Consider the following 26502-nt stretch of genomic DNA (forward strand, 5'->3'; position numbering starts at 1 on the left):
ATCAATTTAACCCGGATCGTGCCTCCAGGGGTGCTTCTGCGGCGTCTGGATAAGGCCGACGGGGCGAAGGCCCGCTTGTTGATCGGGCGGGGTGTCGCCAGTCAAGCTCATCATGGATGTTGTTGGCGAAAAAATTTTGTGCGGCAGGCCGTTTATGGCACACTGCGTTCATGAGCGTTTGTGCACGGGGTCCGTTGGTGGGCGATGACACGAAAAGAGCCTTTTCGGGGCCAGCGAGGCGAATCAGAACGGGATTGGTGAAAAAAACAATATGAGATCAATATGTTATTCTCCTATTTGGATTGCGCTGTCATTGCTGCCGGCGGTACAAGCGGCCGCGGCGCTTCCTGCGGCCTTCGATCTGCGCGACATCGACGGCCACAGCTTTATCGGCGGAGTGCGCGATCAAGGGAATTGCGGCAGTTGCTATGCCTTTGGCGCCGTGGCGGCGGCGGAGAGCACCTGGAACCGTGCCCATGGCTTGTATGACGAACAGGCCATCGATCTCTCCGAGGCATTCATGGTCTGGAGTCTCGGGCCTCTATACGAGGGGATGGATGGGTGCAATGGCGGCAACATCCTTGACCCCATGAACGCCGTGGTTGAATACGGTGTGCCGGTGGAAAAGGTTTTTCCCTATCCCCTGCAGGATGACCAATGGACGGTCATCGAACCTGCCATCGGCCAGCATTGGGATGCTCCACGCCACCTCCTGCTCGATTGGTATCCTATTCCCCCCAACGACATCGAGACCGTCAAACGGGTTTTGCACTCCATTGGCGCCATCCGCGCATCCGTTCTGGTCGAGGATGATTTCCAAAGGTATTCCAGTGGAATTTTTTCCAACGACTACACGGCCATTGATTATATTATCCCCTATTATTCCAGTTCCAATCATGCGGTCAGCTTGGTGGGCTGGAACGATGCCCCCGGTCCGGAGGGCATGGGAAGCTGGATCTTGCGCAACAGCTGGAATGATTATTGGGGCGAGGATGGCTACATGCGCATCAGCTACATGTCCGCGGGCGTCAATCTGAAAAATTCCTACCTGATCGCCGTCCCCTGGAGCGGTGAGAGCGTCGAGCTGGAAAACGACGGCCGATTGACGGCCCGTCCTTGGAGCGCCGGTGGCACGCTCAATGCCTATGGTGTTGATCTGTGGGGCGGCGCCGCCAGCTCGGTGACCAATCGCGGCACCATCCTGGCCGAGGCGGACGGGGGGGAGGCGCTGACCACGGCCAGGGGCGTGTACCTCTGGGGCGGTCCGGAGGGATGGGTGACCAACAGCGGCGAGATTGCCGCCGTTGCCGCCAGCGCGACCAATCAGGCTATTGCCCATGGCATCACGCTCCAAGGCGGTCTGGTGGACAATGCCGGCCGGATCAGCGCCGAGGCCGGCAGTGAAGCGAAACAGGCCCTGGCCTTTGGCGTGTGGGCCGCCAACGGCGGCAATCCTTTGACCGTGCGCAACAGCGGCACCATCACCGCCTCCACCAATGACGGTGTCCTGAACAGCGCCTACGGCATCTGGGGCGACAGCCGCGCGGGAATAACGGTCAGCAACAGCGGCATCATCGAGGCTTTTGGCCAGGAATGGGCGGTGGGCGCCTTGCTCTCCAATGGCCCCGTCCTGCTCGACAACAGTGGCACCGTCGCCGCGTCAGCCGATCCCGATACTGGAGTCGCGGTCGGCATCCTGACGACCAACCCGGGAACGATCGTCAACAGCGGCACGGTTCGCGGCCAAACCTTTTCCATCAATGCCTGGGACGATACGCAGCTGGTGCTGCGGACCGGCTCCGATCTCATCGGATCGGTGCTGTTGGAAGGACGCGCCGACCAGGTCCGACTTGCCGGGAGCGGCAGGGAAGATGAACGTTTTGCCGGAGTCGAAACCCTGATCATGGCGGGGTGGGACTGGACGCTCGCCGGTGATTCCACGTTCGGTTCCATCCGGGTCGTGGGTGGCCGGCTGGGCATCGACGGCGTGGTGCACGGGAACACCACGGTTCATGCCGGCGGCACCCTGGCAGGCAGCGGAACCGTGGTTGGTGAGGTGGTCAGTTCTGGCAGGGTGGCCCCCGGTCGCTCGATTGGACATCTGACCATCGACGGCGATTTTCGTCAAAACGCCAACGGCCTCCTGGCCATCGAAATCGGACGGGATAGCGCCGATCTGCTCACTGTCACCGGCACCGCCTCCCTGGACGGAACCCTGCGGGTCCTTCCCGACGGGTATGCTGCCGGCGGCTATTATACGTTCCTCGATGCCGGTGCCCTCGACGGCTCTTTCACCCTGGCACAAGGTGCGGCGGTTCTCGATGTCGACCTGGTGCCGCTCGGCTCCGACGGCTTGGCCCTGGAGGTCAGCCGCAACCGCTACGCCGATCTGTCGACGCCTGGCAACCACGGCATCGCCGCCAATCTGGACATGGTGCGCTCCACGGCGGCAGACGATTTCGCCGATGTCCTCGATCGCCTTGATCTGGCCATGACGAGCGACGATATGAACGCCTCGCTTGCTCAAATGACCCCGCGCATCCATGGGCTGGCCACCGTCCTTGCCCTGGATGACGGCCAGGCCGGCTTGGACAGTGTGCGCCGCCGCATGGAGCGGTTCGCCCCGACGGAGGACAGGGCGCGGGACAACGGCCGCTCGACCACCGTCTGGATGGAGGCCCCTGGTCGCCATGGTCGGTACGACGCCGACGGGAACTCTTTCGGCGCCAGGAGCCATTCATTCGGCATGTTGCTTGGCCTGGAGCGCACGACGGTCCATGGTCTGACCGTCGGCATGACGGGAGGGATCACGAAAAGCCGCTACCAATCGGACAGCGGCGGCGACGAAGGGGAAAACGCGAGCCTGCAGGGGTACCTGTACGGCTTTTGGCGCGATCCCCAGACCATGGACGGTTGGCGTTGGGGTGGGGCGATCGGCACCGGCGTGATCGATCTTGAAGGCGACCGCCATCTCTCCTTTGCCGGCCGACAGAGCCACAGCGACCATGACGCGCACTTGTTGGCGGGCACCCTTCTGGGCGGATACGACTGGAGGTTCGGCAACTGGATCCTTGGTCCGACCCTGGGGCTCAACTGGGTTGCGCTCGACGAGGAGGGCTTTGCGGAATCCGGGGCCGGCAGTGCCGATCTGATCATGCGGTCCCGGGAGAGCGATTCCCTGCAAGGAGTGGTCGGCGGGCGGATCGCCCATCCGTTCTCCTGGCAGGAACTGGTGCTTGAACCTGAAGTGCGGCTACAGTGGGTGCATGAATTCAGCCGCCAAACCGACGATCTGGAATCGCGGCTGGCTGGCGGGGGCGACTTCTTCGTGACCCCCGGCCGTGATTTGGCCGCTAACGGCCTCATCATGGGAGCCGCGCTGCGGACGCGGTTCTCGGAAACGATGTTCACCCATCTCGGTTATGCGTGCACCCTGCGCGACCAAGGCGGCGAGACTGATCATGCCCTGTCCCTGCAATTGGGTTGGAGGTTTTAACATCGGTGGGAGGCTGGGGCGGCAGGCAAGACCGGCGGCCAAGCGACGCGCTTTCGGGGGCCACCACCGGACACAGAACCGCGTCCGAGCGCATGGGGCAAAGAGCGCAACGGCTGATTTTGCTTGACGCGGCTGCGCGAAAGCCGTCATGATGGGCTGTTTTCCGACCACCAACGCCTTCTGGCAAAGCACGAACGGTTCGTCTCCCATGTATCCTGTACGATTGATCGTTATCCTTCTATTCCTGGTATCGTCCCCCCCGGTCTCCGCGCGCGCCGCAGGCGACGAGGAAGGGGCCACCCTGTACGGCCGAACCCTGCTTGAGCAGATCAACAATTACCGCCATGTCAATGGGTTGAGCACGTTGCGGTTTGATCCCCGTCTGATCCGCCTGGCCCGCACCCATAGCTTCGAGATGTTTCAGCAGAAACGGGTCAGCCATCGCAATTTCAACGAGCGGTTTGAACGCGCGGGCAGCAACCTGTGCGTGGAGAATGTCGGCTGGAATTACAGCACGCCGCTCAAGCAGTTCGATGCCTGGCGCCATTCGAGCGGCCATGACGAGAACATGCTTAAAGAAGGTCTTTCCAGGGCCGGCATCGCCGAGGTTGGCAAATACGTGACTTTTTTTGCTTGCAAATAAGGCCGGGAAAAAGCGACTGGACGAGGACAGCGGCCAATTTCTTTCCCTGGAGCGTCAACGTGCGCCATTTGCCACTATCTTTTTTGCCCTGAATTCGCTATAAACCACCCTGGCGCATCGGCGTGCGAGCCGTATGCGGTCAATCTTTCGGAGGAAACGGGTGCGATTCCCGTGCTGTCCCGCAACTGTGATTCCGCCGTCGGCGGACAAGCCAGATACTCCTCGTGAACGCGGGTCTTCGTGGAATGAGACACCGGCGCCGTGCCTGCGGCATTCCGACTGCTCCCCGACGCATCACGCTGACTGTTCAACCCTGTCGCGGCCATCAGACGATCGGCCGGCAACTTTTCTGTGGTGGCTGTATGGGGCGGATTATCCTGGTGACTGGTGGGGCCAGAAGCGGCAAGAGCAGCTTTGCCGAACAGCTGACCGGAGGGATGGGCGCGGAAATCGCCTATATTGCCACGGCCATGGCCCTCGATGCCGAAATGGAGGACCGGATCGCCAAGCACCGGCGGCAGCGCCCCGATTGCTGGCAGACCTTTGAAGCCCCGACCCACCCCGCCGGGGTGATCGGCGAGCGCGGCAACCACGTTGACGCCATTCTGCTGGATTGTCTGACGGTGATGGCCACCAACCGGATGCTCGATCAGCCCCCTTCCGTTGACTGGGAACACCCCACCGTGGCGCAGATGAACGCCATCGAGGCGAACGTGCTGGCCGAGGTCGAGGCGATCATTGCCGCCGCGACCGGTGTCCGGGCCGATCTGGTGGCGGTGACCAACGAGGTCGGTTTCGGCATCGTGCCGCTGTCACCGTTGTCCCGCTTCTTCCGTGACTGCGTCGGCCGGGTCAATCAGCGGATGGCGCGCGCCGCTGCGGAGGTCTACCTGGTGGTTTCGGGGATCCCCGTGCGGATCAAGGGGGAGGGGGCGGCATGAAATCGCTCGTGCTCATGATTCAGTTCATGACCCGCTATCCGATTCCGCTGGAGATCGAGTTCACTGCCCGCCACTTTGTCCAGGGCATGAAGTGGATGCCGCTGGTCGGCCTGCTCGCGGCCTTGCCGGGAGCTGTCGGGTTTGTCCTGGCCGATGCCTGGCTCGGCCGGGAGGTGGCGGCCATTGTCGCCGTCATCCTGCTGATCACCGTCACCGGCGGCCTGCACCTCGACGGGATCGCCGACACCGCCGACGGCCTGTTCAGCTATCGGTCCCGCGAGCGGATGCTGGAAATCATGCGCGATTCCACCCTGGGGGCCAATGGGGTGATCGCCCTGGTGCTGACGATTCTGCTCAAGTTCATCCTGCTGCACAACATTGCGGATGACGGCGCGCTGCTGGCGGTGCTGCTCACCCCGGTACTTGGGCGCATGGCCCTGACCTGGCATTCGGCGGTGGCTCCTTATGCCCGGGAGGAGCGGGGCATCGGCGATTACGTCAACCAGACCGGGCTTGCCCAGGCCGTGGCCGCCACCCTGCTGTCCCTGTGCCTGGTGAGCGTCCTGCTGGGGATGTTCGGCCTGCGGCCGGCATTGATCCCCGTGGTCACCGTGGTCCTGCATCTGCCGTCGATCGTGCTGGCGGTGCTGTTCGCCGCCTATCTCAGGCGGAGGCTGGGCGGGATCACCGGCGATACCATCGGGGCCAGCATCGAGCTGGCGGAGCTCCTCAGTTTTCTCGTCTTTCTTCTTGTGTGGAAATATATGCTATGAACACGACCAAGCTGTATCTCATTCGCCACGGCGAGACCGAACAGAATAAAACCGGCATCCTCATGGGCAGCACCGACACCCCGCTCAACGATCATGGACGGCTGCAGGCGGCCTCGTTGCGGGAGCGGATCAACGCCCTGGAGGTGGACACCATTTTTTCCAGCCCACTGTCGCGGGCGGTGGAAACCGCCACCCTGGTATTTGGCGAGCAGGTCCCGATCATCACCGATTCCAGTCTGCAGGAATTCCACTTCGGCGAATGGGAGGGTATGCACTTTTCGCAGATCGCCACCCAGTATCCGGACATCTGGCAGATGTGGCTCACCGACTGGGAACAGACCCACATTCCCGGCGGCGAGGCCTTTCCCGCCTTCAAGCAGCGGGTGATCTCCTTTGCCGCCGAGGTGGTCAACCAGCATCCGGGCCAGCGGGTGGCCATGGTGTCGCACGGCGGTTGCATCCGTTCGCTCCTGGCCCATTTTTTCTGCGAGTCGGTGTCCAAGGGCTACTGGAAGTTCAAGGTCGACAATGCCACCCTGACCGAAATCGAATTCATGGGCAATTTGCCGATCCTCATCCGCTTCAACTACCGCTGAGAGACGCCATGCACCTGCTGCAAAAGACCTTGGAGGCCATCAAACCCATCGACCGCGCGGTCATGGCCGCCGCGCAACGGGAGATCGACTATTGCCTCAAACCGCCGGGCAGCCTGGGCAAGCTCGAAGACATCGCCCGCCAGATCGCCGGCATCACCGGCAAGGTGCACAATAGCATCGGCAAGAAGGCGATTGTGGTGATGATGGCCGACAACGGCGTCTATTCCGAGGGGGTCGCCATGTACCCCCAGGACATCACCCGCATCGGCGCCGACTTCGTCACCTCTGGCCGCATGGGGGTCAATTTTCTCGCCAACTACGCAAAAGCCGACATCATTGCCGTGGATATCGGCATTCAGGTCGATGTCGACCTCCCCAAGGTGCTCAACCGGAAGATCCGTTACGGCACGGCCAATTTCCTCAAGGAGCCGGCCATGACCCGGGAGGAGGCAATCCGTGCCGTCGAGGTGGGCATCGAGGTCACCAACGCGGCCATCGATCAGGGCTACGATCTGATCGGCACCGGCGAGATCGGCATCGGCAACACCACTGCCAGCAGCGCCGTGCTCTACGCCTTCACCGGTGCGCCCATCGACCGGGTGGTGGGGCGGGGCGCGGGCCTGACCGACGAGGCCTTTGCCCGCAAGAAGGCGGTGGTCCAGGAGGCGGTGCGGCTGCATCGGCCCGACCCGGACGATGCCCTGGATGTGCTGTCCAAGGTGGGCAGCCTCGATATCGCCGGCATGGCCGGCACCTACCTGGCCTGCGCCGCCCGGCGGGTGCCGGTGCTCACCGACGGATTGATCTCCAACGTGGCGGCGCTGGTGGCCATGCGCCTTAAGCCCGAGACGGTCGAGTACATGATCCCCTCGCACATCTCCTTTGAACCGGGGGCCAAACTGCTCAAGGAGATCACCGGCCTGGAACCGATGATCGACATGGACATGCGTCTGGGCGAGGGCACCGGCTGCGCCCTGGTGTTTTCCATCGTCGAGGCGGCGCTGCGCATGATCGAGGAAATGGGCACCTTTGCCGTCATAGGAAAAACACGCGATGAAATTGGGGACCACATCATGGCTTACCGGGGAAAATTTCCTCGATAACGCCCGTCTGGTGGCCGGGCAGGTCGATTTTGTCGAACTACTGGTCTATACCTGGGACCGGGCGATGCGCGCCAAGGTTGGCGGGTGGCTCGATGGCCTGGCCGGTCTGGATCTCGAATACACGGTCCATCTGCCCACTGATACGGCGGCAAACGCCCAGGCCGCGGCCCGTTTTTTCGCCGACAGCACCTTTCCCCTGCTCAACATGACCCTGCATCCGCTGCCGGGATGGCGGCAAGTGGACTGGCCAGCCCTTGTGGCGATGGAAAACCTGATCGACCGGATCGAGTTCCACCCGCGCTTCACCTTTGATCTCACCCACAGCCTGCTGGGCAGGCCGCTGCCCGAACACTATCATCCCCACATCGTCGAACTGCATCTCTCCGGCACCGACGGCCGTATCGATCATCTGCCGCTCGACGAGGCCACCCTGCGCCGGGCGATGCCGCTGCTTTGCGAGAACATGCTGGTTTGCTGCGAAATTTTTGATCTAAACGATGCCCTGCGTGCGGTCGAGGCAATAAGGCGGACGGCCGATGCGGCCGGCAGGGGAAGCCGGTCGGCATCCAATCAGGCGGCTGGCGGGGACTGACCGGCGCATCCGGATCACAACGGCCGGCAGGAAGACAGCTGGTCGACCGCCGCGCAAGCGGGTGGACAAAGGCGGGGAGGCGCACTACAGTATGGCCATGACCGCGGCATGCGGTTTCCTTTTTTCTCCATCCCCGGCACGATCATGGCGCATATTCCCTCCACCTCCCGCTACAGCAAGGGCGAAGAAATCGCCAACAGTTTCACCCACGGCCTGGGCACGGTGCTCGCCATCGGCGGCCTGGTGGTGCTCATCGTTTTCGCGGCCCTTCACGGCAATGCCTGGCACATCGTCAGCTGTTCCATCTTCGGCGCGGCCCTGATTCTTCTCTACCTGGCCTCGACCCTGTATCACGCCATTCAGCACCCGGGCGTCAAGCCCCTCCTGCGAATACTCGATCATTCGGCCATTTTGGTGCTCATCGCCGGCACCTATACCCCGATCACCCTGATCAGTCTGCGCGGCCCATGGGGCTGGACCTTGTTTGGCCTCATCTGGGGGTTGGCGGCGGTGGGAATCGTGATCGAGGCAACGCGGCTGCGTCGCTTTCGCGGGTGGCTGATCGCGCTGTACGTGATCATGGGGTGGGCGGTGGTGGCCGCGGTCAAGCCGATGATGGACAACGTCGACCGGGGCGGATTGTGGCTGCTGCTGGCCGGCGGTTTGGCCTACACCGGCGGCATCGCCTTCTATCTCTGGCGTCGCCTACCGTACAACCATGCCATCTGGCATCTGTTTGTCCTGGCGGGCAGCGTTCTCCACTATTTCGCCATTCTGCTGTACGTGATTCCCCGGGCGTAGGGGGAAGTTCAAGCGCCAAGACGCGGGCCGGGCGCGGAGCCTGTTCGCGCGCGACCCGTTTTTCCGTCAGCTTCGTTGGCCGAACTGCTCGTAGCTCACCTGATTGAAACAGAGCGAGGAGCGGGGATGGCCGCTCTTCTTATCCACCGGATACCCGATACCGACAACGGCCAGCACCATCATGCCTTCGGGCAGGCCAAACAGCTCGCTCAGATAGGCCTGGGAGCTGATGCTGTCCTCGCGCTGGCGGAGCCGGATCTGCACCCAGCAGCTGCCCAAACCGAGATCGGTGGCCTCAAGGTGGATCAGGGTGGCGGCAATCGAGGCATCCTCCACCCACACGTCGCTCTTGGCCGGATCGGCGCAAACCACGATCGCCAGCGGCGCGCCGCCGAGAAAGGTGGCGCCGTGGGCCTTGGCCACCGATAGGCGTTCCAGCCGATCACGGTCGGTGACCACGATGAATTCCCAGGGGTTGTTGCCCTTGGAGGAGGGCGAGCGCAGGGCCGCCTCCAGGAGGAGATCGAGTTTTTCCGGTTCCACCGGCTGCTGAGTGAAGCGGCGGATGCTTCTGCGGGCGCGTAAGAGATCGATCAGCATGGGATTCCTCATTGTGTTTGTGGTTGTCAGGCCAGGGCAGTGGCGATTTCGTGCTGGATGGCCCTGATGCAGGCCTCAGGATCGGCGGCGTCGCGGATGGGCCGACCGATGACCAGGTAGTCGGCGCCATCGGCAATGGCCCGGCCCGGGGTGGCCACCCGCTGCTGGTCGTTCAGAGCGGCTCCGGCGGGGCGGATGCCGGGAGTGACCATGACAAAGTCCTGGCCCAGCTGGCCGCGCAACAGCATCGCCTCACGCGCCGAGCAGACCACCCCGTGGCAACCCAATCCGAGCACGGTCTCGGCCCGCCGCAGCACCAGGTCATCCACCGAACCCTGGAATTGCAGTTCGTTCACCTGCTCGGCGCCGAAGCTGGTGAGCACGGTCACCGCCAGGATCTGGATACCGGTGTCCGCGGCCAGAGCCGCCTCGACCACCGGGCCGTAGCCGTGCACGGTGGTGAAGGTGATGCCCCGATCGGCGAACTGACGCACCGCCAACTGCACCGTGGCCGGGATGTCGTAAAGTTTGAGATCGAGCATCACCTTGCACCCCTTGCGGACGATATGCTCGACCACCGGCCAACCGCCGGCAAAGAAGAGTTGCAGGCCGACCTTGAAGAAACGGATGGAACCGGAGAGCTGGTCCACCAGGGCCAGGGCCTCGCGTGGATCGGCCACATCGAGGGCGAAGATGATGCGTTCCTCCAGCGGAATGTCGGTGGCGTTCATGCCTGAATCATCTCCTCGCTGAGCATCCGGTCGGCAAAATCGAGCACGAACTGGCGCTGGGCCGGGGTCGCCTGGGCGATGCACGAACAGTGCATGGTGCTGGCGCTGCGGACCAGCAGTTCAAAGCGGATGGCATTCTGTTCCAGGACCACGGTGAAATAGAAGGGGCCGCATTCTGTATGTCCCTGCTGCTCGGGCCCCAGCAGATCCGACGGCACGTTGAGGAAGAACACGCCATCCAGGCCGCCCGGCTTCAGGGTCCGTTTGAGATAGCTGTCGAGGTTGTCGCGTTCGAGAAAGGAGATTTCGTCGATCATGTACTGGCGCATGGTTGTGTCCTTGGCTGCATGGAACGCAGCGTTTTCTTACAGATATTCCGCCGCCAGCGAGGCCAGATGGCTGCGCTCGGAGCGGGTCAGGGTGATATGGCCGCAGGCTTCCTGGCCCTTGAGCCGTTCCACCGTGTAGCTCAGGCCGTTGCTGCTGGCGTCCAGATACGGGTTGTCGATCTGCTCGGGGTCGCCGGTGAGCACCATCTTGGTCCCCTCGCCCGCCCGGCTGATGATGGTTTTGACCTCGTGCGGGGTCAGGTTCTGGGCCTCGTCGATGATCACGTACTGGCGCGAGATCGAGCGGCCGCGAATATAGGTCAAGGCTTCGAGTTCGATCCGGTCTTCCTTGAGCAGCCGCTTGATGCCCAGCTCGGCGGCCGCGTCCTGTTTGCCGCCGTTGGTCAGGCCCATCAGGTAGGAGAGGTTGTCGAAGATCGGCTGCATCCACAGCTGCATCTTTTCGTCCTTGGTGCCGGGCAGATAGCCGATGTCGCGGCCAAGCGGGATCACCGGCCGGGACACGAGCAGTTTTTCATAACGGCTGGATTTGAGGGTGTTGGCCATGCCGGCGGCCAAGGCCAGCAGGGTCTTGCCGGTGCCGGCCTGGCCGATCAGCGAGACCAGCGATACCTCCGGATCCATCAACAGTTCCAGGGCGGCACGTTGTTCCATGCTCCGGGGGCGGAGGTTGGAGGCACTGTCAAACACCGGATTGAGCGCCTTGAGCCGGTTCACGGCCACGGCCCGGCCGACGCCGGTGTGCTTGTCGTTGGCCGCGTCGATCAGCAGCACGAATTCGTTGGGCTGGAAGGTTTCTCCCTCCACCAGCAGTTCCTTGCTCTGATACAGCCGGTCCACCTCGGCCGCCGATACCGTGAGCCTGCGGCAGCCGGTGTACAGCTGGTCGAAATCGGCCTTTTCCTTTTCAAAATCCTGCACCTCGATGCCCAGGGCATCGGCCTTGAGGCGGGCATTGATGTCCTTGGACACGAAAATCACCCGCTTGCCCTCGCGCAGCAGCCGATAGGCGGTGGCGATGATCCGGTTGTCCGGGATGTTGAGGTCAATGCAGGTGCCGCAGTCCTCCTCCTTTTCCATGGTGATCCACACCACGCCGCCGTCGCTGGTGGGCACCCCCTTGCCCAGGCTGCCCTGGCCGCGCAGCCGGTCGAGGCTGCGGATCACGCCGCGGGCGTTGCGGCCCAGTTCGTCGTTGTTCTTCTTGAATTTATCCAGCTCCTCGATCACCGTCATCGGCAGGACCACGGTATTGTCGGCAAAGCAGGTGATGGCGTCGCTGTTGTGCAGGAGCACGTTGGTGTCGAGGACAAAATATTTGGTGGCCATGCAACTCCCGGACGTTGAAAGGATGGATGAAGGTTTATTACAGGTCAAGGCTGGTGGTGTCGCGGTTGAGCACCTCGCACCCCTGGTCGGTGACGATCACCATGTTTTCCAGGCGGATACCGCCCCAGTCGGCCAGGTAGAGGCCGGGTTCGACCGTGACCACCATGCCGGCGCGCAACTGCTTGGTGCCGCGTGGCGACAGACGGGGTTCCTCATGGACCGCGATGCCCACTCCATGGCCCAAGCCGTGGCCAAAGACCGGGTAACCGGCGTCGATCAGCACCTGGCGCGCGGCCCGGTCGACCGCCGCCCCGGTCACTCCGGGACGAATGGCGGCGATGCCGGCCAGCATGGCCTGCCGTACCGCCCGGTGGCGGTCGATGAAGGTCTGGTCCGGCTTGCCGGCGACGAAGGTGCGGGTCATGTCCGAACAGTAGCCCCGGTACACCAAGCCCATGTCGATCAGCACCAGGTCGCCCGCCCGCAGCTCGCGGTCCGTGGGCACGGCGTGCGGTCGGGCGGCGTTGGTGCCGAAGGCGACGATGGTGTCGAAGCTCGGTCCTTCCGCGCCCATCTCCCGCATGGTCAGCTCCAGGGCCAGGGCAATCTCCCGTTCGGTCATCCCCGGTTCGATGGTGTGGTAGACCGACTGGAAGACTGTCTCGTTGAGGCGGGTGGACTGGCGGAGCACGTCCAGTTCGTGCTCGTCCTTGATCATCCGCATTTGCTCGACCAGGCCTCGTTCAGGCCGCAGGGTCAGCCCCCGTTTCTTGGCCAGGGCCGAAAGGCGGAGGAAGACGGAATGGAGAAAGTAGTCGCTCTCAAAGGCCAGGGTGCGCAGATCCAGTTTGCGCGCCAACTGCTCCAGCAGCGTGAGCATTCCCTTGCGGTACATCTCCACCTTGAACAGCGGCGCCTCGGCCTCGGCCTGGAGGGTGAAGCGCGAGTCGGTCAGCAGCAGGGGGCTCCCCGCCACGGGGATGAGCAGGAAACCCGCGCTCTCCTGAATGCCGTGATCCGGGGCGGTGTAGCCGCTCAGGTAGCGGCGGTTGTCCGGCTGGGAGACCAGCAGGGCGTCGATCCCCCTGCGCCGCAGGGTGTGCCGCAGGCGGGAGAGCCGGTCGCGGCCGGCATCACCATCCATCTCAGGCTCCGGTCCAGGCCTTGAGCTGGGCCTTGAACTGCTCCAGGGCTTGCCCGTACTGTCCGTCCAGATCAGCCTCCAGCCGGCTCCACTGCTCCTTGAATTGGGGCTCCATGGTTGGGTCGATTTTCATGCCGTCGGCCTTCAGCCCCTTGCGCATCAACAGCTGCTCGATCTGCATCCGCATCTGTTCCTTGAGCTGCTCGTAGAGCTGCTGGCGGTGCTGGCCGTATTGGGAGGCGATGGTCTGCAATTCGCGGCACAAGGCGGCAATGTCGGGGGTCCCCTGGTTGAGCTCGATCAGACCCTTGACCGCCTGCTCGATTCGTTTGATACCATCCTCGTCGCGGGGCAGAAAGAGGTTGCGCAGCAGGGCGGTCAGCATGCCTTTGCGGATCGATTCCCGCTGATCCGGCTCCTGCGCGGCCAGGACATCGGTGAGCGAATCCTTGGTGCCGTTCAGGTAGTCGGCGGTCAGCTGCATGCCTTTTTTCAGGTTTTCTTCGTGGCGCATCTCGTCCGGCGTGGCCATGCCCATGCGGGCGGCCCGTTCCATGACCAGGTCCATGGTTGATCGTATTCCAGCCATTGGTGGATTCTCCTCAAAAGGGTTGGTGGTGCGTGTGGCCCACGAATATAAACACTGTCGGTGGAAACTACAAGTTATGGCCGATGGATCAGGCGGGCGGCGAAAAAACCGTCCATCCCATCAGCGGGGTTGGGTTGAAAAAAACCGGCGGCATTGACCAGCCGCCGGGCGTTTTCGGGCAGGAAAGCGGCTGCGTGTTCCAGCGCGAAACAGGGACAGCGTTCGATGAACAGCCGTACCGTTTCCCGGTTCTCCTCGGGCTCGAGCGAGCAGGTGGCGTAGACGAGCACGCCGCCGGGCTTGAGCAGGGTGGCGGCGATTTCCAGCAGATGGACCTGGGTTTGCTGGTATGGGGTCAGGTCCTCGGGTTGACGGTTCCAGCGGATGTCGGGCTGGCGGCGGATCACCCCGGTACCCGAGCAAGGGGCGTCGATGAGGATGGCGTCAAAGGGTTGGGGCCGGGTGGCGGCATACGCCCTGAGGTCGGCGCGTACCGGCAGGGCCTGGGCGTTGTGGCCGAGACGGCGCAAGTTGTCCCGCAGCAGCCGATACCGCCGGCTGTCCGGTTCCACGGCCACGATCGCCCCGTCCGACGGCAGCATCTCGGCCAGGTGCGAGGTCTTGCCGCCCAGGCCGGCGCAGCCGTCGAGGATGCGGCAGCGGGCGGGCAGGGGACCGGTCAGCAGGCTGGCCAACTGCGCCGCCTCGTCCTGCACCTGGAAATGGCCCTGTTGGTATCCCGGCAGGGCGGCCACCGCCCCGGGAAAGGTATCGATGATCAGGGCCACGGGACTGAAAAAGCCGTTGCGTGCCATGATCCCGCTCTTTTCCAATAATGCCTTGAGCAGCGGGCGGCTTGTCTGTCGACGATTGACCCGCAGGGTCAGCGGCGGCTCGATGTTGTTGCAGGCGCAGATCGCCCGCGCCGTGGCCTCTCCGAACTCGGCCCGCCAGCGGTCCACCAGCCAGATCGGATGGTTGAGGATTGGCGGCTCGGCCTGGGTCATTTGTTCGGGGGTGGGCAGTTGTGTTCGCTGCCTGGCCACCGCCCGGAGAATCCCGTTGACAAAACCGATCAGCCAGGCGGGTTGGCTGGCGGCCTTGAGGGTGTTGACCGTGGCGTTGACCGCCGCCGATTCGGGAATGCGGCTCAAAAACAGCAGTTGATAGACGCCGATGCGCAAGGTCATCAGGGTGCGCGGTTTCATCTTGCGCAGTGGATGCTTGGCAAAGGTGCGGAGGATATGGTCAAGGTACTCTTTCTGCCGCAGCACCCCATAGATCAAGGTTTTGACCAAGCCGCGATCGATGTCGGGCAACTGTTCGATGGCCGTCTGGAAAAGCGGGTCAATGGAGTTGTGGGTGGTGGCCCACAGGCAGAGCACCTCGACGGCAACGGCACGGGGGGAGGCTGGGAGGACGGTCATGATTGTCGGTGCACACAGAGAGATTGTTTCAATATCCTGAAATGTTATACGGAAAAAATCGGCGTGAAAGCCGGCCCCCTGTACTCTGCCATGGTCGGCATGAATTGCAACGAATTTCCACCCATCGCTGCCGCGAGGAACTGGACACGGCTTTGTTGTGCCCGGATGTTTTAATGCCCACGGCTCATAGGTTGTCTTTCCTCCTTGACAGCCAAAAGCCGGGTAAGGTAAATAGGACGACGCATTGATGCCGGAGTGGTGAAACTGGTAGACGCACTGGACTCAAAATCCAGCGGGGGCGACCCCGTGTCGGTTCGATTCCGACCTCCGGTACCAGAAAATTCAAGGGCTTACAGAGATCGACTCTGTAAGCCCTTTTTTATTTGCTTGCATAACCTTCACATGCACATGGAGGCATTTTCCCCTCCCGTCTCAATATCCCACATGTAAGTGTAGCTGGCGCCAACCTTTCCTTGCAACCGCTTCAAGGCATAGCAGGATGCATCCGGGGTACCTTGATTAACGAATAATTTGGTATTCTGTCCCCAAAATTCTGTCCCCAAAATTTCCAAATCTATTGAATAAAACGCTTTAAGCGGTTCACAATCTTTTCAAGCCACCGGCTTTGCTGGTAGTGACCGACTGCATTTGACTCAGGGCTACATTCTAAGCCTTGAGGCGATCTTTGTTGTCTTCAATAGTCATGACAATCCAAGCACCTGCTTGGCGGTACTCAGTCCGTCATGTATGGCGCTCACTTTGGATATTCTTTCCAGGAGCGCATCCGGCAATGAAGACGAGGAACATTGCAAGGCAAATCAGTTTAGGCGGCATGGGATGTATTCTCAAAGATTTTTCCGGCACCGTGAAGAGAAAAAAAGGACCCTTTTTCTTGAACAGTTGCCGTTTTGGGACCTGTTTTCTTCTCCGTTTGATTATTCTGGTCATGTTCAAGCTTTCGTTTTTTTTCAAGCTCTTCCATTTCCTTTTCTATTTTTTCTTGCCTCTCCTTGTTCTTCTGCGTTTCCTCAGGTGTTAGCGGTGTGCGCTCAGGCGGAGATTTAGAGATATCAACCCGCGGCGCTGCGGTGCATGCGGTGTGTCCCAGCACAAATGAAACGGTTGTAAACATGGCGAGCAAGCAGCACAGGATCTTGACATTCATTTCCCTTCCATCTCCTCTCATTGCGTCCCCAACACCTCGCTGGTCGCGATTCGATTCATGTTGAATGATACCAGTTTGGCATCATTTCAAAGTATTATATCTGTCGATTGAAAAAAGAAAACCGGGAAGTGCTGGCGGCACTCCCCGGTTTCAATACATGCCGCCAAGAACTCATCAGCGAAATTGATGAACCCCGATCCCTTCATGCCGCATGAAATCACGACTTGAAGAAATATCGAGAGGCGCGTAATTCAGTTGACCGGGTCGATTTTTTATATTTTTTTCAAAGACGGCACGAACGTGCAGCCGAGGAGCAAGGTATATTGAAAAAGTTGACTGGCGAAAAAAAAGAAACCAGATTCAATTGATCGGATTCTCGTTCTTGAGGTGCATCATGAGAATATTGCGCTGACCTGGCCATGGAGAAACTCATGGCCAATATCGAAGTTCCTGCTCCTTTCAAGGCGCTCCTTTCAGGGTGGTCTTTGATTGTGGTCGTTCTCTCGGTTGCTGGGTACTCGTTTCGTTGGAATTACTACTATAATTTCGGATTACAGAGTCTTGTCCTTTCCGCGCCTCTTGAGAGCCTGCCCGTATACGCGATCGAGATTGCCCGAAATCCCAGGTTTTTCATCGATCTCCTGCAACTAGGATTGGTGTATCTTCTCCCCTGTCAGCTCACCTTGCTTGCGCTGCGCAGGGCAGCCGATGTCGAGAATGAGAAAATCCGCACGGCAACGCGTTTTGTCGTGCACGCGCTTGCCCTCGATAAACCGCTCCTGGTCGATGCCCTGCTTGCTCTTCTCCTTTTGATCGTTGCTTTTCAGGCCGGCGGTGAAGCCGGGTACCGGGCCTACCTGACCAACGCGGCAGAGGGGACGTCCCGGCTTCCAAAGGTGACCGTCATTTCCCGCATTGACTCCAAGCTGCCGTTTATTGGCTGTAATACCAGCACGTTCAAAAAAAGTGATCCGTCCATGACTCCCCGGTTTGTAGGAGAGCCAAGCGTGATCGATTCGCTGATGGCCGGCAAGGCGTGTACTTCCGAGCAATGGAGTTGGCGATTGTTACTCCGTGACGAAAAGTTCGTTTATTTGTTTGCCACAGTCAAAGATCCAAAGGAGCGGCCAGAAACCCTTGTCCTCCCCAATAGCGAGGACATAACCCTTGTCTTTCGATAGGAGGAGGTATGAGGCGCGTGTTTTTTCTATTGGTTGTTGCCGTACTGATAGGCGGAGGCGGGGTAACATGTGCACGCGGCGCGGGCCTTGGTGACAAGGCTGAATCGCCGGTCCCATGCATCGATACGACGGACGATTTGACCATCTGGATCCAGGTGGCTGGAAACGAGACGATGCCACCGCAAAGGGTATACGGCAAATTCACATCATGGGACCCGCAGACGACAACGATCGGTTTCCAATCGGCGCTGTCGCAAACGATTGAACAGATCCCCCTCAAGTCCATTCGCCTTGAGCCAAGCAGGCCGCATCCCGCGGCTCAGGTAGCCCTACCGACCTTGGTGTCGCGCGGTATTGTTTCTCGAACCTACCCGGCGTCCGAACTGAGCGTTGTCGACGGCGTTCTCAAGTTTCCTGAGTGCCGTTTCATGTCCGGCGATCACCGGCTCGTTTTTGCAGGCGCCCTCACCGTTGCTGGTGGGGAAATACATCTTCAAGGCGAGGTGTTCGAGGCCGTACCTCCACGCGGTGGTGACGGGAGGAGCACTGGCCCCAAGGGAGGGTGAGGCGTTGAGCTTGCCCTAAGCAAGGGGCGGACCGCCTTTTTGCATTCGAGTAAGCGTTCCTCTGGCTAGGGTGACCGAAGGCGGTTGACTGTCGAAGATGCGGCGGTCAGCACAACCAGGGGCTCAGACGCACGTTGCCCCGGCAGACGGGCAGTGGTTGGAGTCCTTCTACACGGGTGCGTCGTCCAGGGCACCCTGGGCGCATCCAAGGAAACCTATTCTATGCACAGGCATTCACGGCGAATCGCCATGTCAGGACTGCATATTCTTCCCGTGCTGTTCCTGCTGTCCTCGTGTTTCGTCCAGGGCGGCATGACCCAGGCCGCAGATCGCCAACAAGCCCCAATCCGGACCATCAAGGTGGTGATGGACAACAATTACCCACCTTATAGCTTTCTTGGCGGCGAGGGCGTTCTCCAGGGAATCGTTGTCGACCAATGGCGGCTTTGGCAGCGGAAAACCGGGATACGGGCCGAACTGACCGGCCTGGAGTGGGCCGAGGCGCAGCGGCGGATGGCAGCGGGCGAATTCGATGTGATCGACACCATCTTCCGCAATGAAAAACGCGAAAAACTCTACGATTTCACCCGGCCCTACGCGGACATTGCGGTGCCGCTGTTTTTCCATGCCGATATTTCGGGCATCAGCGGGCCGGAGGATGCGGTGGGGTTCATGGTGGCCGCCAAGGCCGGGGGCAATGTCCTCGATGTGCTCCGGCGCCACGGCATCACCGATATCGTCGAATACCCCAGCTACGAAAAAATCGTTGAGGCCGCCCGGGACGGCCGGGTCAAGGTGTTCACCGTCGACCGGCCTCCGGCCTTGTATTATCTGCATAAAATGGGAATTCTCCACCGTTTTCGCGAGACGCCACCACTGTATAACGGGGAATTTCACCGGGCGGTGAAAAAGGGGAACCTCTCGCTTTTGGCCGAAGTACAAAAGGGATTTGACCTGATCTCCGAGCAGGAACAGCGACAGATCGACCGGAAGTGGCGCGGTTTGCCGCTGCTCGGTCCTGAGTGGACCAGGACCCTCCTCCTCGGTGCGGCCCTGGTTTGTCTGCTGGTCCTGTGTTTGTTTTTCTGGAATTACGGCCTGCGCAAGGCCGTGGCACGGCGCACCCGTGAACTGAAGATCAGCGAGGAAGGATTGCGGCAGAGCGAATCCCGGATGCGCGCCGTGACCAACGCCGCCATGGATGCCATTGTCATGGTCGATCATCGGGGGATGATCAGCTATTGGAATCCCGCCGCCGAATCGATCTTCGGCTATGCAAGCGAGGAGGTGCTGCATCGTGACCTGCATCAACTCATCGCCGATCAACGGGACCGTGCCGCCCATCGCGAGAACCTGGTCCATTTCAGTCGGACCGGGCAGGGCAATGCCGTGGGGCGGATGCTTGAGCTGAGAGCCCGACACAAGAACGGCCATGAAATCGTCATCGAGCTGTCGCTTTCCGCCATTCGCGTGAAAGACGAGTGGCATGCGGTCGGCATCGCCCGGGACATCACCGAGCGCAAACAGTTGGAGAACGAGCGGAAAAAATTGCAGGAACAGTTGGTGCAGTCGCAAAAGATGGAGGCCATCGGCACCCTGGCCGGAGGCGTGGCCCATGATTTCAACAACATGCTGGGGGTGATTCTCGGTTACACCGAAATGGCCCTGGCCAGGACGGCGACCGCCGATCCGCTGCGCGATTGTCTCCAACGGGTGTACGACGCGGCAAGGCGCTCGGCCGACATTACCCGTCAGCTGTTGGCCTTTGCCCGCAAACAGACCGTCATGCCCAAGGTCCTAGACCTGAACAAGACGGTGGAGGGGCTGCTCGGCATGTTGGAACGGCTCATCGGCGAGGATGTCGAGCTGCTCTGGCAGCCGGGCGCGGCGGTGTGGCCGGTGCTGATGGATTCCTCGCAGATCGATCAAATCTTGGTCAATCTCTGTATCAATGCCCGGGACGCCATGGCTGGAGGCGGACGGATCATCATCCGGACCGGCAACGTTGTTCGCGACGAGGGGGACGACTCGCGGCAGGCGGGGCTTGTCCCCGGCGAATACGTGCTGCTGTCGGTCAGCGACAACGGTTGCGGCATGGACCAGGAAACGCTGTCCCATCTGTTCGAGCCGTTTTTCACCACCAAGGCGATGGGACGGGGCACCGGGCTAGGGCTCGCCACCTTGTATGGCATTGTCAAACAGAACAAGGGAATGGTCGCTGTGTCCAGCGAACCGGGCCAGGGGACGACCTTCACCATGCACTTCCCCCGATACCGATCCGGGCATGAGGAGGGCGAGCGGGCGGAAGAGGAGAGGGCCATGGCCACGGCGCACGGCAGCGAAACCATTCTCCTGGTGGAAGACGAGCCGTCGGTCCTGCAGTTGACCAAGGAGATGCTCGCGCTCCTCGGCTATACGGTCTTGCCTGCCGCCACCCCGGCGGAAGCCATCTACCTGGCACGGGAACATGAAGGGACGATCCACCTGTTGCTGAGCGATGTGATCATGCCGGAGATGAACGGCCGCGACCTGGCCACCCATTTGTCAGCGTTTCATCCCCGGATGGTATGGTTGTTCATGTCTGGTTATCCCGCCGATGTCATCGCCCATCGTGGCGTGCTCGACACGCATGTCCACTTCATCCAAAAACCGTTTACTGCCGGAATGTTGGCCGCCAAGGTGCGCGCGGTCTTGGACGGCGCTGATTCCGCGGCGAACCTCGGCAAGACCTGAACATGCCTGACCGATCCCGCATCCTCTCCGGCAAGCGCTTCTGCCTGGGTTTTGCGGCGGCACAGTGAAAGAGGAGAGGAGGCGGCGTTCAAGTCGTTGGCCGAGGATCAATGCGAACCCCTTTTGCGGAGGAGGGTGCATGACAGAGAAAAAGAGCTGGGACAACATTCCGTCCCTGGAAGGTTTGTCGGTGGATTGGGACTACCAGTCAGAGCATGCCGCCGATCAGCGGCACTCCGTGCGCATGGACGGCAAGGCGGTGTGCGGCCTGTTCGAGCTCAAGGAGATCGGGGTGAAAATTGCCACCGCCAGGGAAGCGTATGTCGGCCAGCTGCTCGATCTCGGCACGGGCGGGGTGTCGGTGCGTATGTCGACGCCGCTGGATCCTGGGGTGCCAGTCAAGTTCGGCTTTTTCCTCGGGACGATGAAGATCCTCGCCAAGGGCGTGGTCAAGCACTGTCAAAACCAGGGCGAACAGTTTCGGGTCGGGATCGAGTTTGTCGACCTCGACCCGCAGGTGGCGGGCTATGTCGCCGAACTGCACGCCTCCAAGGTGTTTGGCCACCGTATCTGACCCCCCGCTCAGTGGCCGGGAGAGGAGGTTTCCGGAAGAGCCACCTTGCCCGTCGAGCCCTCGGGCGGATCGCACTCGAAATCTCCCAAGGGCCGTTTGAAGGTATAGGTGGCCGGTGCGGCAACCAAGCTGTCCCATGCCTGGTCGGTATTGCCGCCCAGGGCGGAAAAGGGCGAGGAGACCAGAAAGACGGCGAATCCGGCCACCGTGGCCGCGATGCCCACTGGCCGGGCCAGGGCGATATCCGCGGTCATCAGGTCCGGATCGGTCCGCGCCTTATCGGAACAGTCCATGGCCAGCGCCGGTTCCGTCGTGCAGGCAAGCGCGACAGCGGTGAGGCACGTCCAGATCACTTTTTTCCCCTGATTGTTGCCCATAGCCTTTCCTCCGGTGAAGGGAACCGTCGTTGTCGTTGAACGCCTGGCTCAACAAAAGTGTAATGAAAACATGTGCAAATCCGCCCGTTGCCGCAATGGGCGCAGAGCAGGGCGGCGGGTGTCCCCGCATGAACGGTTGATTTTCTCACCCGGCTACCGCGATTGTTCGATCGCCATGGCGACAACGGCACGCTCCTCAATCTTACTCTTTATCCCGCTGGACGTTTGACCGCGTTATCGCCGGCGACCTCCGCCTCCACCCCTGCGGTCAAAGGATCGCGGGGCCGGGGTACTGCGAACCTGACTGGCCCGAGCACTCTGGGCATTGCCCCATTGCCGCGCACTGGCCTGCCGCTCCAGGGTGCGGGAATCAATACCGGCCTGCGGCGTCGGCCGTGACCAGCCGCCACTGCCGCCGCGTTGGCTCCAGTTGCCGTTGCTGTCCTTCTTGTAGACGTGGCCGTTGCGGCCGGCATAGACATTGCCTTCCGGGCCCTTGACCACGGCGCCCTGGCCGCGCCGGGTATCCCAGGCCACGGCGCCGGTGCCCTCGCTGGTCTTGACCCCGGCCGCCTGGCCACGGACGGTGGAACGGGAACCGCCCTTAACCGATTTATCGCCCTTTTCCGCATAGAAGCGGCTGGCCGAGCCGCGCGGGGTGCTGACCGTGCCGCGTTCCGCATAGCCACCGGTATTCGGGTTATAGGCCTGACGGTACGATGCGCTGCCGCCGGGCCCATAGACATAGCCGCCCCGGGTGTAGGTGCCGGTGTTGGCGTTGTAGGTGGCTCCCCGGCCGGCCCCGCCATAGGGACCATAGGCCCGGGTCGCGGCATACGAGCCGCCCGGTCCATAGGCGCCGTAATGGGAGACATAGCCGCCATAGCCATGGTTGTACACTGCGGCGCGGCCATAGGAATAGTAGGGGGCGGGATAATAGTGGTGGTGATCCCAATCCTCCCAGTTGTCGATCAGGGCCGCGGTCAACAAGCCCATGCCGAACATCACCACCCCTGTGGTGGCGACATATTCGCCGCTGTAGCCGGAGGTTTGATTGTAGACCACGGTGGAGGGGGTGGACTCCTGCACGGTCACATAGGTCACGTTGTGGGCCGGATGAGTAGCGGGAATGGCGTAGATGGCCGGTGGCACCGAGGTGCAGTAGACCCAGGGGCCATTGGGCGACGAGCTGGTCAGCCAGGTGCCGTTGCTGCACCAGTAATAGGCGTTGTCCACCAGAAAGATCTGGCTGGGCGTGTTGACCGCGGACTGGACACTGGTCCCCTGAATGGGAGCAAACTTCGGTTCGCCGCTGTATTGGGCCGTCGCCTGCACTGGGCCGGCCGCCACCTTGGTGCTGGTCGGCACCGAGGCCAACAGGATGGCATCCTTGGCCTCGCGGGTTCCGGGCACCGAGGCCTTGACAAAGGCCGCGTCGCTGTCTGTCGGGATATGGGCGAAATCAACGGGCAGATCCAGGCTGGCCGGGGTCCAGGGCCCATCCAAGGACTTGGCGCGAAACCAACGGCCAGCCACCAGGAAATAGAACTGCGCTTCGCGACTGTGGAGGAAAAGCGGGCTGCCGGTGTTGGCCACCTGCAGCAACGCGGTGGCGGGGACAGGGGTGTAGCGCGGCTCTCCTTCGATCAGGATCAGCTCGGCCGGTTCGGTGGCGGCAAAGACCACCGGGACCTCGCTCCCGGTCTTGCCGGGAATGTTGGTGCGCACCTCGGCCCAATTCTCCGTATCCGGCAGGGTGGACATGACCTGTGGCAACGTTTTGACCGCGGTCCACGGGCCGGCCAAGGGGTCCTTGGCGGTCAGCCATTGGTTGCCATCGAGGAGGAAATACTGCTGGCTTGCGGTATCAAAAAAGATATCCCAGTTGGCATTGACCGCGAACATCAGGTCGGTGCGATTGGCGTCCACCGGCTTGAAGGCGGGCTTGCCCATGAACATGACCAGAATGGCCGGCGTGCTGCTGTGGAAGATCCTGGGCGGCTGAATGTTGACCTCGACCGGCTTTTGCCGCATGTGCTGTTCCGGCTCCAGGTAGGCCAGCACCCGGTCCAGGGAGACCACGGTCACCTCTTTTCGCGGCAGCAACGTATTGACCACCGCGCTCAGGCGGGCGGCCTCGGTCTCGGGGATGTTGGCAAAACGGAGTTCGCGCCGCACCGGCCGGGCCACCACCTCGCGGGTGGAGTGGTCGACGGTGGTGTTGGCCTCCACCTCGGCCACGCCGAACCGCTCCTTGGCCTCGGCACCCTCCTTGACGCTGATGGCGCAACGGAACTGGAGCGTGGCGTAGTTGTTCCAGGAATCGACCTGGGGCTGGTAGACGGTGAGCCGCTTGTCGTCGCGCTCGATGATCCGGGGCCAGCCGGAATCGCCAGCGGCGGTCTGGGGTTGCGCCCCGCAGGGGAACGGCGCGAGCATGAGCAGCAGGAGGAGCGAACACAGGACAACAGGGTATCTCATGGCCATTTCTCCAATAAAAGGATGAAGAAGACAACCTCCCTTCGCCGAAGGGTGGTCATTGCAGGACAACTACACGGTCATGGCTGTGCCGGATTCAACATTCGCGGGACAAAGGGAGGGGAACGAGAGGAACACAGCCAGAACGACGATGCACGGTTGCATGACATCTCCTTCCAGGCTTAGCCTGATGCAGAGCGATTTTTCACAGCGGCGGGGGCGGCAAACGGTCTGTCCAGTCCCTCCTGCCGCACGTGCACAATCTTTCAACTAGCGAGCTGCTCGTCAGAATGAATCAATAAAATCAATACAATTCCCTGGTTGCCACGACAAGAGAAATAATGAGGCGGGAAAATATTTTCCGTTCCCGAGGGGCGAGGTTTCCCGCATACGGCAAACCGGCAGCCGGGCTGCCGCCACACCGATCAGGTTTCGCTGACCGGAGGCTGCGTTGGCTCGGAGAGGCGGCGCTTGATGGCCTCCAGTTCCTCCAGATGTTCGAAGAACAGGTCGACAATCTGCGGATCGAACATGCCGCCGCGTTCCCGTTGGATGAACTGGAGCACCTTTTCCCGGGGCCATGGCTGTTTGTAAACCCGGCCCAGGGATAGGGCGTCAAAAACATCGGCCACGGCGCAAATCCGTGCCAGCAGATTGATTTCCTCCCCCCGCAACCCGGCCGGATAGCCGGTACCGTCCCACCGCTCATGGTGCTGGAGGGCGATGGTGCGGGCGCTGGCCATGAGCTTGCGGTCCGAGGTGTTGAGGATGCGTTGGCCAATGACCGTATGGTGCTTGATCTGCTCGAATTCCTCGGTGGTCAGCCTGGCCGGCTTGTTGAGAATGGCATCCGGAATGCCGATCTTGCCAATATCGTGCATGGGCGCGGCGGCTTCGAGCAGGGCGATCTCCTCCTCGCTCAGGCCGTATGCGCGGCCCAGCAGGGCGGCATAGGCGGCCACCCGGCGGACATGGTTGGCGGTATCGCCCGAGCGGGATTCGATCACCTCGCCCAGGGTGGAGAGAAGCTCGAGCTGGGTTTCGATCATTTCCCGATTCAGAGTCAGGATCTCGGCGTTGCCGCGGTTGATGGTCCGCTGCCTGAACACATTCTGGATCAGGAGGACGATGATCAGGCCGAGAACGGCGATGATCGCCAGGGCCATGAGGATGGCCGAACGATGGAGTTCGAAATAGGATTGGGGCCGGTCGAGGAGCGCGGCATCCGCCGGCAGGCGGGACAGGGGGATGGCGAACCGTTGCAGCGCGGGATAGTTGTAGGTGTGTCGGTTCACTTCGGTGAGCTGGTCGTAGAGGGCAGGGGGATGGCCGCCGGCCAGACGTTCCAGCAGGGTCTGCGCCGCTTTGTGGCCGTGGCCGAAGGCGCTGGTGACGCAGCCGCCGACCGCTCCGGAACGCAGCTGGAAATCCCAGGCCACATAAACCGGTACCGGCGAACTGGCGGCCAGGGCCCGCGGCATCTCCTCGGCGGTGAACACCCGGCCGGCGGCATCCTGGAAATAGACCAGCAGGTAGAAAAGTTCCCCCGGAGTCCGTTTCTCCGCAAACGCCAGCAAATCCCTGCCGGTCATCGGCGGCAGGATCTCCACCGCCACCCGATCGCGCAACGGCCGCACCTGTTCGGCAAAGGCCTGGCGGATCACCTGGCCGGTGAGTGTATGGTCCACCGCGACGAAAATTTTCCGGGTGCCCGGATTCTGTTGCAGGGCGGCGTCGAGCGTTTCCCGGTGCGCCACCCGTTCGATGATGATGTGCATGTCGCTGGCGTTGACGGGAACCGATCGGGGATCGTTGATGCCGCAGGCAACGATGGGGACGTGGGGAAAGAGATCCTGCCGGTGGCGGGCCACCAGGTCCAGGGCGTGGTCATCGGTGAGGATGACCCCGTCGAACTGAGTGCCGCTATATTTCTCCCGGTAGAGGGCGAGCAAGCGTTCGATATAGGCGGGCGAATCGTGATGTTTGGCATCCATGTATTCCACCCGGTAGCGGGCCTGGATTTCCGGTGCTTGCAGGACCGACAGGATGCCGGTATGCAGATCCCTGGTCCAGGAAAAATCCGGGGCATAGGAATGGAGCACCAGTACCCGTGGCCGGAGAGATGTGGCGTCGGCCGCCACCGAGGCCGGCAGCAGGGCGAGCAACATCGGCAGCACTGTGGCGAGGAGGCGAGACCATCGAAGGGAAAAAGGTGGGCTCATCGTTGGCGATTCCCGGCCTGGAGTTGGCCTGCCAGTTCCGCCGTCGGCAGGATTACGGCAAGAGGCTGGAAACGGTTGCGCCGATCATCGG

At 61.6% G+C, this 26502-nt stretch carries 23 protein-coding genes, 1 tRNA gene and 1 riboswitch; of the genes, 13 read left to right on the forward strand and 11 right to left on the reverse strand.

Annotated elements, in window-relative coordinates:
• Positions 1-313 precede the first annotated feature (313 nt).
• The 8 genes from DESPR_RS02850 (at position 314) to trhA (ending at position 8945) form a co-directional block, all read left to right on the forward strand.
• Positions 314-3496, forward strand: a complete 3183-nt coding sequence (locus DESPR_RS02850) for an autotransporter domain-containing protein (protein ID WP_015723305.1) — start codon at positions 314-316, stop codon at positions 3494-3496.
• Between the two features lie 208 nt (positions 3497-3704).
• On the forward strand, positions 3705-4139 hold the full coding sequence (locus tag DESPR_RS16980) for a CAP domain-containing protein (protein ID WP_169701514.1): 435 nt from the start codon (positions 3705-3707) through the stop codon (positions 4137-4139).
• A gap of 150 nt (positions 4140-4289) precedes the next feature.
• A riboswitch (cobalamin riboswitch) is annotated at positions 4290-4360 on the forward strand.
• 141 nt (positions 4361-4501) lie between these two features.
• Positions 4502-5080, forward strand: coding sequence for a bifunctional adenosylcobinamide kinase/adenosylcobinamide-phosphate guanylyltransferase (gene cobU / locus DESPR_RS02860; RefSeq protein WP_015723307.1), 579 nt, complete (start codon positions 4502-4504; stop codon positions 5078-5080).
• A complete protein-coding gene (gene cobS, locus DESPR_RS02865) occupies positions 5077-5853 on the forward strand; it encodes an adenosylcobinamide-GDP ribazoletransferase (RefSeq protein ID WP_015723308.1) in 777 nt (258 codons plus the stop codon). The genes cobU and cobS overlap by 4 nt, the downstream gene beginning before the upstream one ends.
• A complete protein-coding gene (gene cobC / locus DESPR_RS02870) occupies positions 5850-6449 on the forward strand; it encodes an alpha-ribazole phosphatase (protein WP_015723309.1) in 600 nt (199 codons plus the stop codon). Before cobS ends, cobC begins: the two co-directional genes overlap by 4 nt.
• A gap of 8 nt (positions 6450-6457) precedes the next feature.
• Positions 6458-7552, forward strand: a complete 1095-nt coding sequence (cobT, locus tag DESPR_RS02875) for a nicotinate-nucleotide--dimethylbenzimidazole phosphoribosyltransferase (RefSeq protein WP_015723310.1) — start codon at positions 6458-6460, stop codon at positions 7550-7552.
• Positions 7503-8144: a hypothetical protein gene (locus tag DESPR_RS02880; RefSeq protein ID WP_015723311.1), complete on the forward strand. Its 642-nt coding sequence runs from the start codon at positions 7503-7505 to the stop codon at positions 8142-8144. Before cobT ends, DESPR_RS02880 begins: the two co-directional genes overlap by 50 nt.
• Positions 8145-8252: 108 nt before the next feature.
• The gene (gene trhA / locus DESPR_RS02885; RefSeq protein WP_015723312.1) at positions 8253-8945 is read left to right on the forward strand and encodes a PAQR family membrane homeostasis protein TrhA; all 693 of its coding nucleotides are present in this window, start codon (positions 8253-8255) and stop codon (positions 8943-8945) included.
• Between the two features lie 66 nt (positions 8946-9011).
• Here the strand turns inward: trhA and DESPR_RS02890 are convergent, their stop codons facing one another.
• The 7 genes from DESPR_RS02890 to rsmB form a co-directional block, all read right to left on the reverse strand.
• The gene (locus tag DESPR_RS02890; RefSeq protein WP_015723313.1) at positions 9012-9545 is read right to left on the reverse strand and encodes a nitroreductase family protein; all 534 of its coding nucleotides are present in this window, start codon (positions 9543-9545) and stop codon (positions 9012-9014) included.
• A 26-nt stretch (positions 9546-9571) separates the two neighbouring features.
• Positions 9572-10276 (reverse strand): orotidine-5'-phosphate decarboxylase, encoded by a 705-nt coding sequence (pyrF, locus tag DESPR_RS02895; protein WP_015723314.1) that lies wholly within the window; start codon positions 10274-10276, stop codon positions 9572-9574.
• Positions 10273-10605 carry a hypothetical protein gene (locus tag DESPR_RS02900; RefSeq protein WP_015723315.1) on the reverse strand — a complete coding sequence of 111 codons (333 nt, stop codon included), beginning with the start codon at positions 10603-10605 and terminating at the stop codon, positions 10273-10275. Before DESPR_RS02900 ends, pyrF begins: the two co-directional genes overlap by 4 nt.
• A gap of 36 nt (positions 10606-10641) precedes the next feature.
• Positions 10642-11955, reverse strand: coding sequence for a PhoH family protein (locus DESPR_RS02905; RefSeq protein WP_015723316.1), 1314 nt, complete (start codon positions 11953-11955; stop codon positions 10642-10644).
• A gap of 37 nt (positions 11956-11992) precedes the next feature.
• Positions 11993-13099 (reverse strand): M24 family metallopeptidase, encoded by a 1107-nt coding sequence (locus tag DESPR_RS02910; RefSeq protein ID WP_015723317.1) that lies wholly within the window; start codon positions 13097-13099, stop codon positions 11993-11995.
• A 1-nt stretch (position 13100) separates the two neighbouring features.
• A complete protein-coding gene (locus DESPR_RS02915) occupies positions 13101-13688 on the reverse strand; it encodes a DUF6657 family protein (protein ID WP_015723318.1) in 588 nt (195 codons plus the stop codon).
• A 74-nt stretch (positions 13689-13762) separates the two neighbouring features.
• Positions 13763-15115 carry a 16S rRNA (cytosine(967)-C(5))-methyltransferase RsmB gene (gene rsmB / locus DESPR_RS02920; RefSeq protein ID WP_015723319.1) on the reverse strand — a complete coding sequence of 451 codons (1353 nt, stop codon included), beginning with the start codon at positions 15113-15115 and terminating at the stop codon, positions 13763-13765.
• Positions 15116-15364: 249 nt separating this feature from the next.
• On the opposite strand from rsmB, the gene DESPR_RS02925 reads away from it, so the two are divergent.
• A tRNA-Leu gene (locus DESPR_RS02925) sits at positions 15365-15451 on the forward strand.
• A gap of 487 nt (positions 15452-15938) precedes the next feature.
• Here DESPR_RS02925 and DESPR_RS18285 read toward each other — a convergent pair.
• On the reverse strand, positions 15939-16280 hold the full coding sequence (locus tag DESPR_RS18285; RefSeq protein WP_169701515.1) for a hypothetical protein: 342 nt from the start codon (positions 16278-16280) through the stop codon (positions 15939-15941).
• Between the two features lie 431 nt (positions 16281-16711).
• Here DESPR_RS18285 and DESPR_RS02935 point away from each other — a divergent pair, with 431 nt between their 5' ends.
• From DESPR_RS02935 to DESPR_RS02950, 4 genes are all read left to right on the forward strand, one after another.
• The gene (locus DESPR_RS02935) at positions 16712-17461 is read left to right on the forward strand and encodes a hypothetical protein (RefSeq protein WP_015723321.1); all 750 of its coding nucleotides are present in this window, start codon (positions 16712-16714) and stop codon (positions 17459-17461) included.
• A gap of 8 nt (positions 17462-17469) precedes the next feature.
• On the forward strand, positions 17470-18027 hold the full coding sequence (locus DESPR_RS02940; protein ID WP_015723322.1) for a hypothetical protein: 558 nt from the start codon (positions 17470-17472) through the stop codon (positions 18025-18027).
• Between the two features lie 249 nt (positions 18028-18276).
• The gene (locus DESPR_RS16985) at positions 18277-20760 is read left to right on the forward strand and encodes a PAS domain S-box protein (protein ID WP_169701516.1); all 2484 of its coding nucleotides are present in this window, start codon (positions 18277-18279) and stop codon (positions 20758-20760) included.
• 139 nt (positions 20761-20899) lie between these two features.
• The gene (locus tag DESPR_RS02950; protein WP_015723324.1) at positions 20900-21334 is read left to right on the forward strand and encodes a PilZ domain-containing protein; all 435 of its coding nucleotides are present in this window, start codon (positions 20900-20902) and stop codon (positions 21332-21334) included.
• 8 nt (positions 21335-21342) lie between these two features.
• Here the strand turns inward: DESPR_RS02950 and DESPR_RS02955 are convergent, their stop codons facing one another.
• The 3 genes from DESPR_RS02955 to DESPR_RS02965 all read right to left on the reverse strand — a co-directional run bounded on the left by DESPR_RS02955 (position 21343) and on the right by DESPR_RS02965 (position 26411).
• A complete protein-coding gene (locus DESPR_RS02955; protein ID WP_015723325.1) occupies positions 21343-21711 on the reverse strand; it encodes a hypothetical protein in 369 nt (122 codons plus the stop codon).
• Positions 21712-21945: 234 nt separating this feature from the next.
• A complete protein-coding gene (locus DESPR_RS02960; RefSeq protein ID WP_015723326.1) occupies positions 21946-24192 on the reverse strand; it encodes a dermokine domain-containing protein in 2247 nt (748 codons plus the stop codon).
• 422 nt (positions 24193-24614) lie between these two features.
• Entirely contained in the window at positions 24615-26411 is a 1797-nt protein-coding gene (locus DESPR_RS02965; protein WP_218918272.1) for an HD domain-containing phosphohydrolase, read from the reverse strand.
• Positions 26412-26502: the final 91 nt, after the last annotated feature.

The sequence above is a fragment of the Desulfobulbus propionicus DSM 2032 genome (assembly GCF_000186885.1).
In the GTDB taxonomy this organism is placed as follows: Bacteria; Desulfobacterota; Desulfobulbia; order Desulfobulbales; family Desulfobulbaceae; genus Desulfobulbus; species Desulfobulbus propionicus.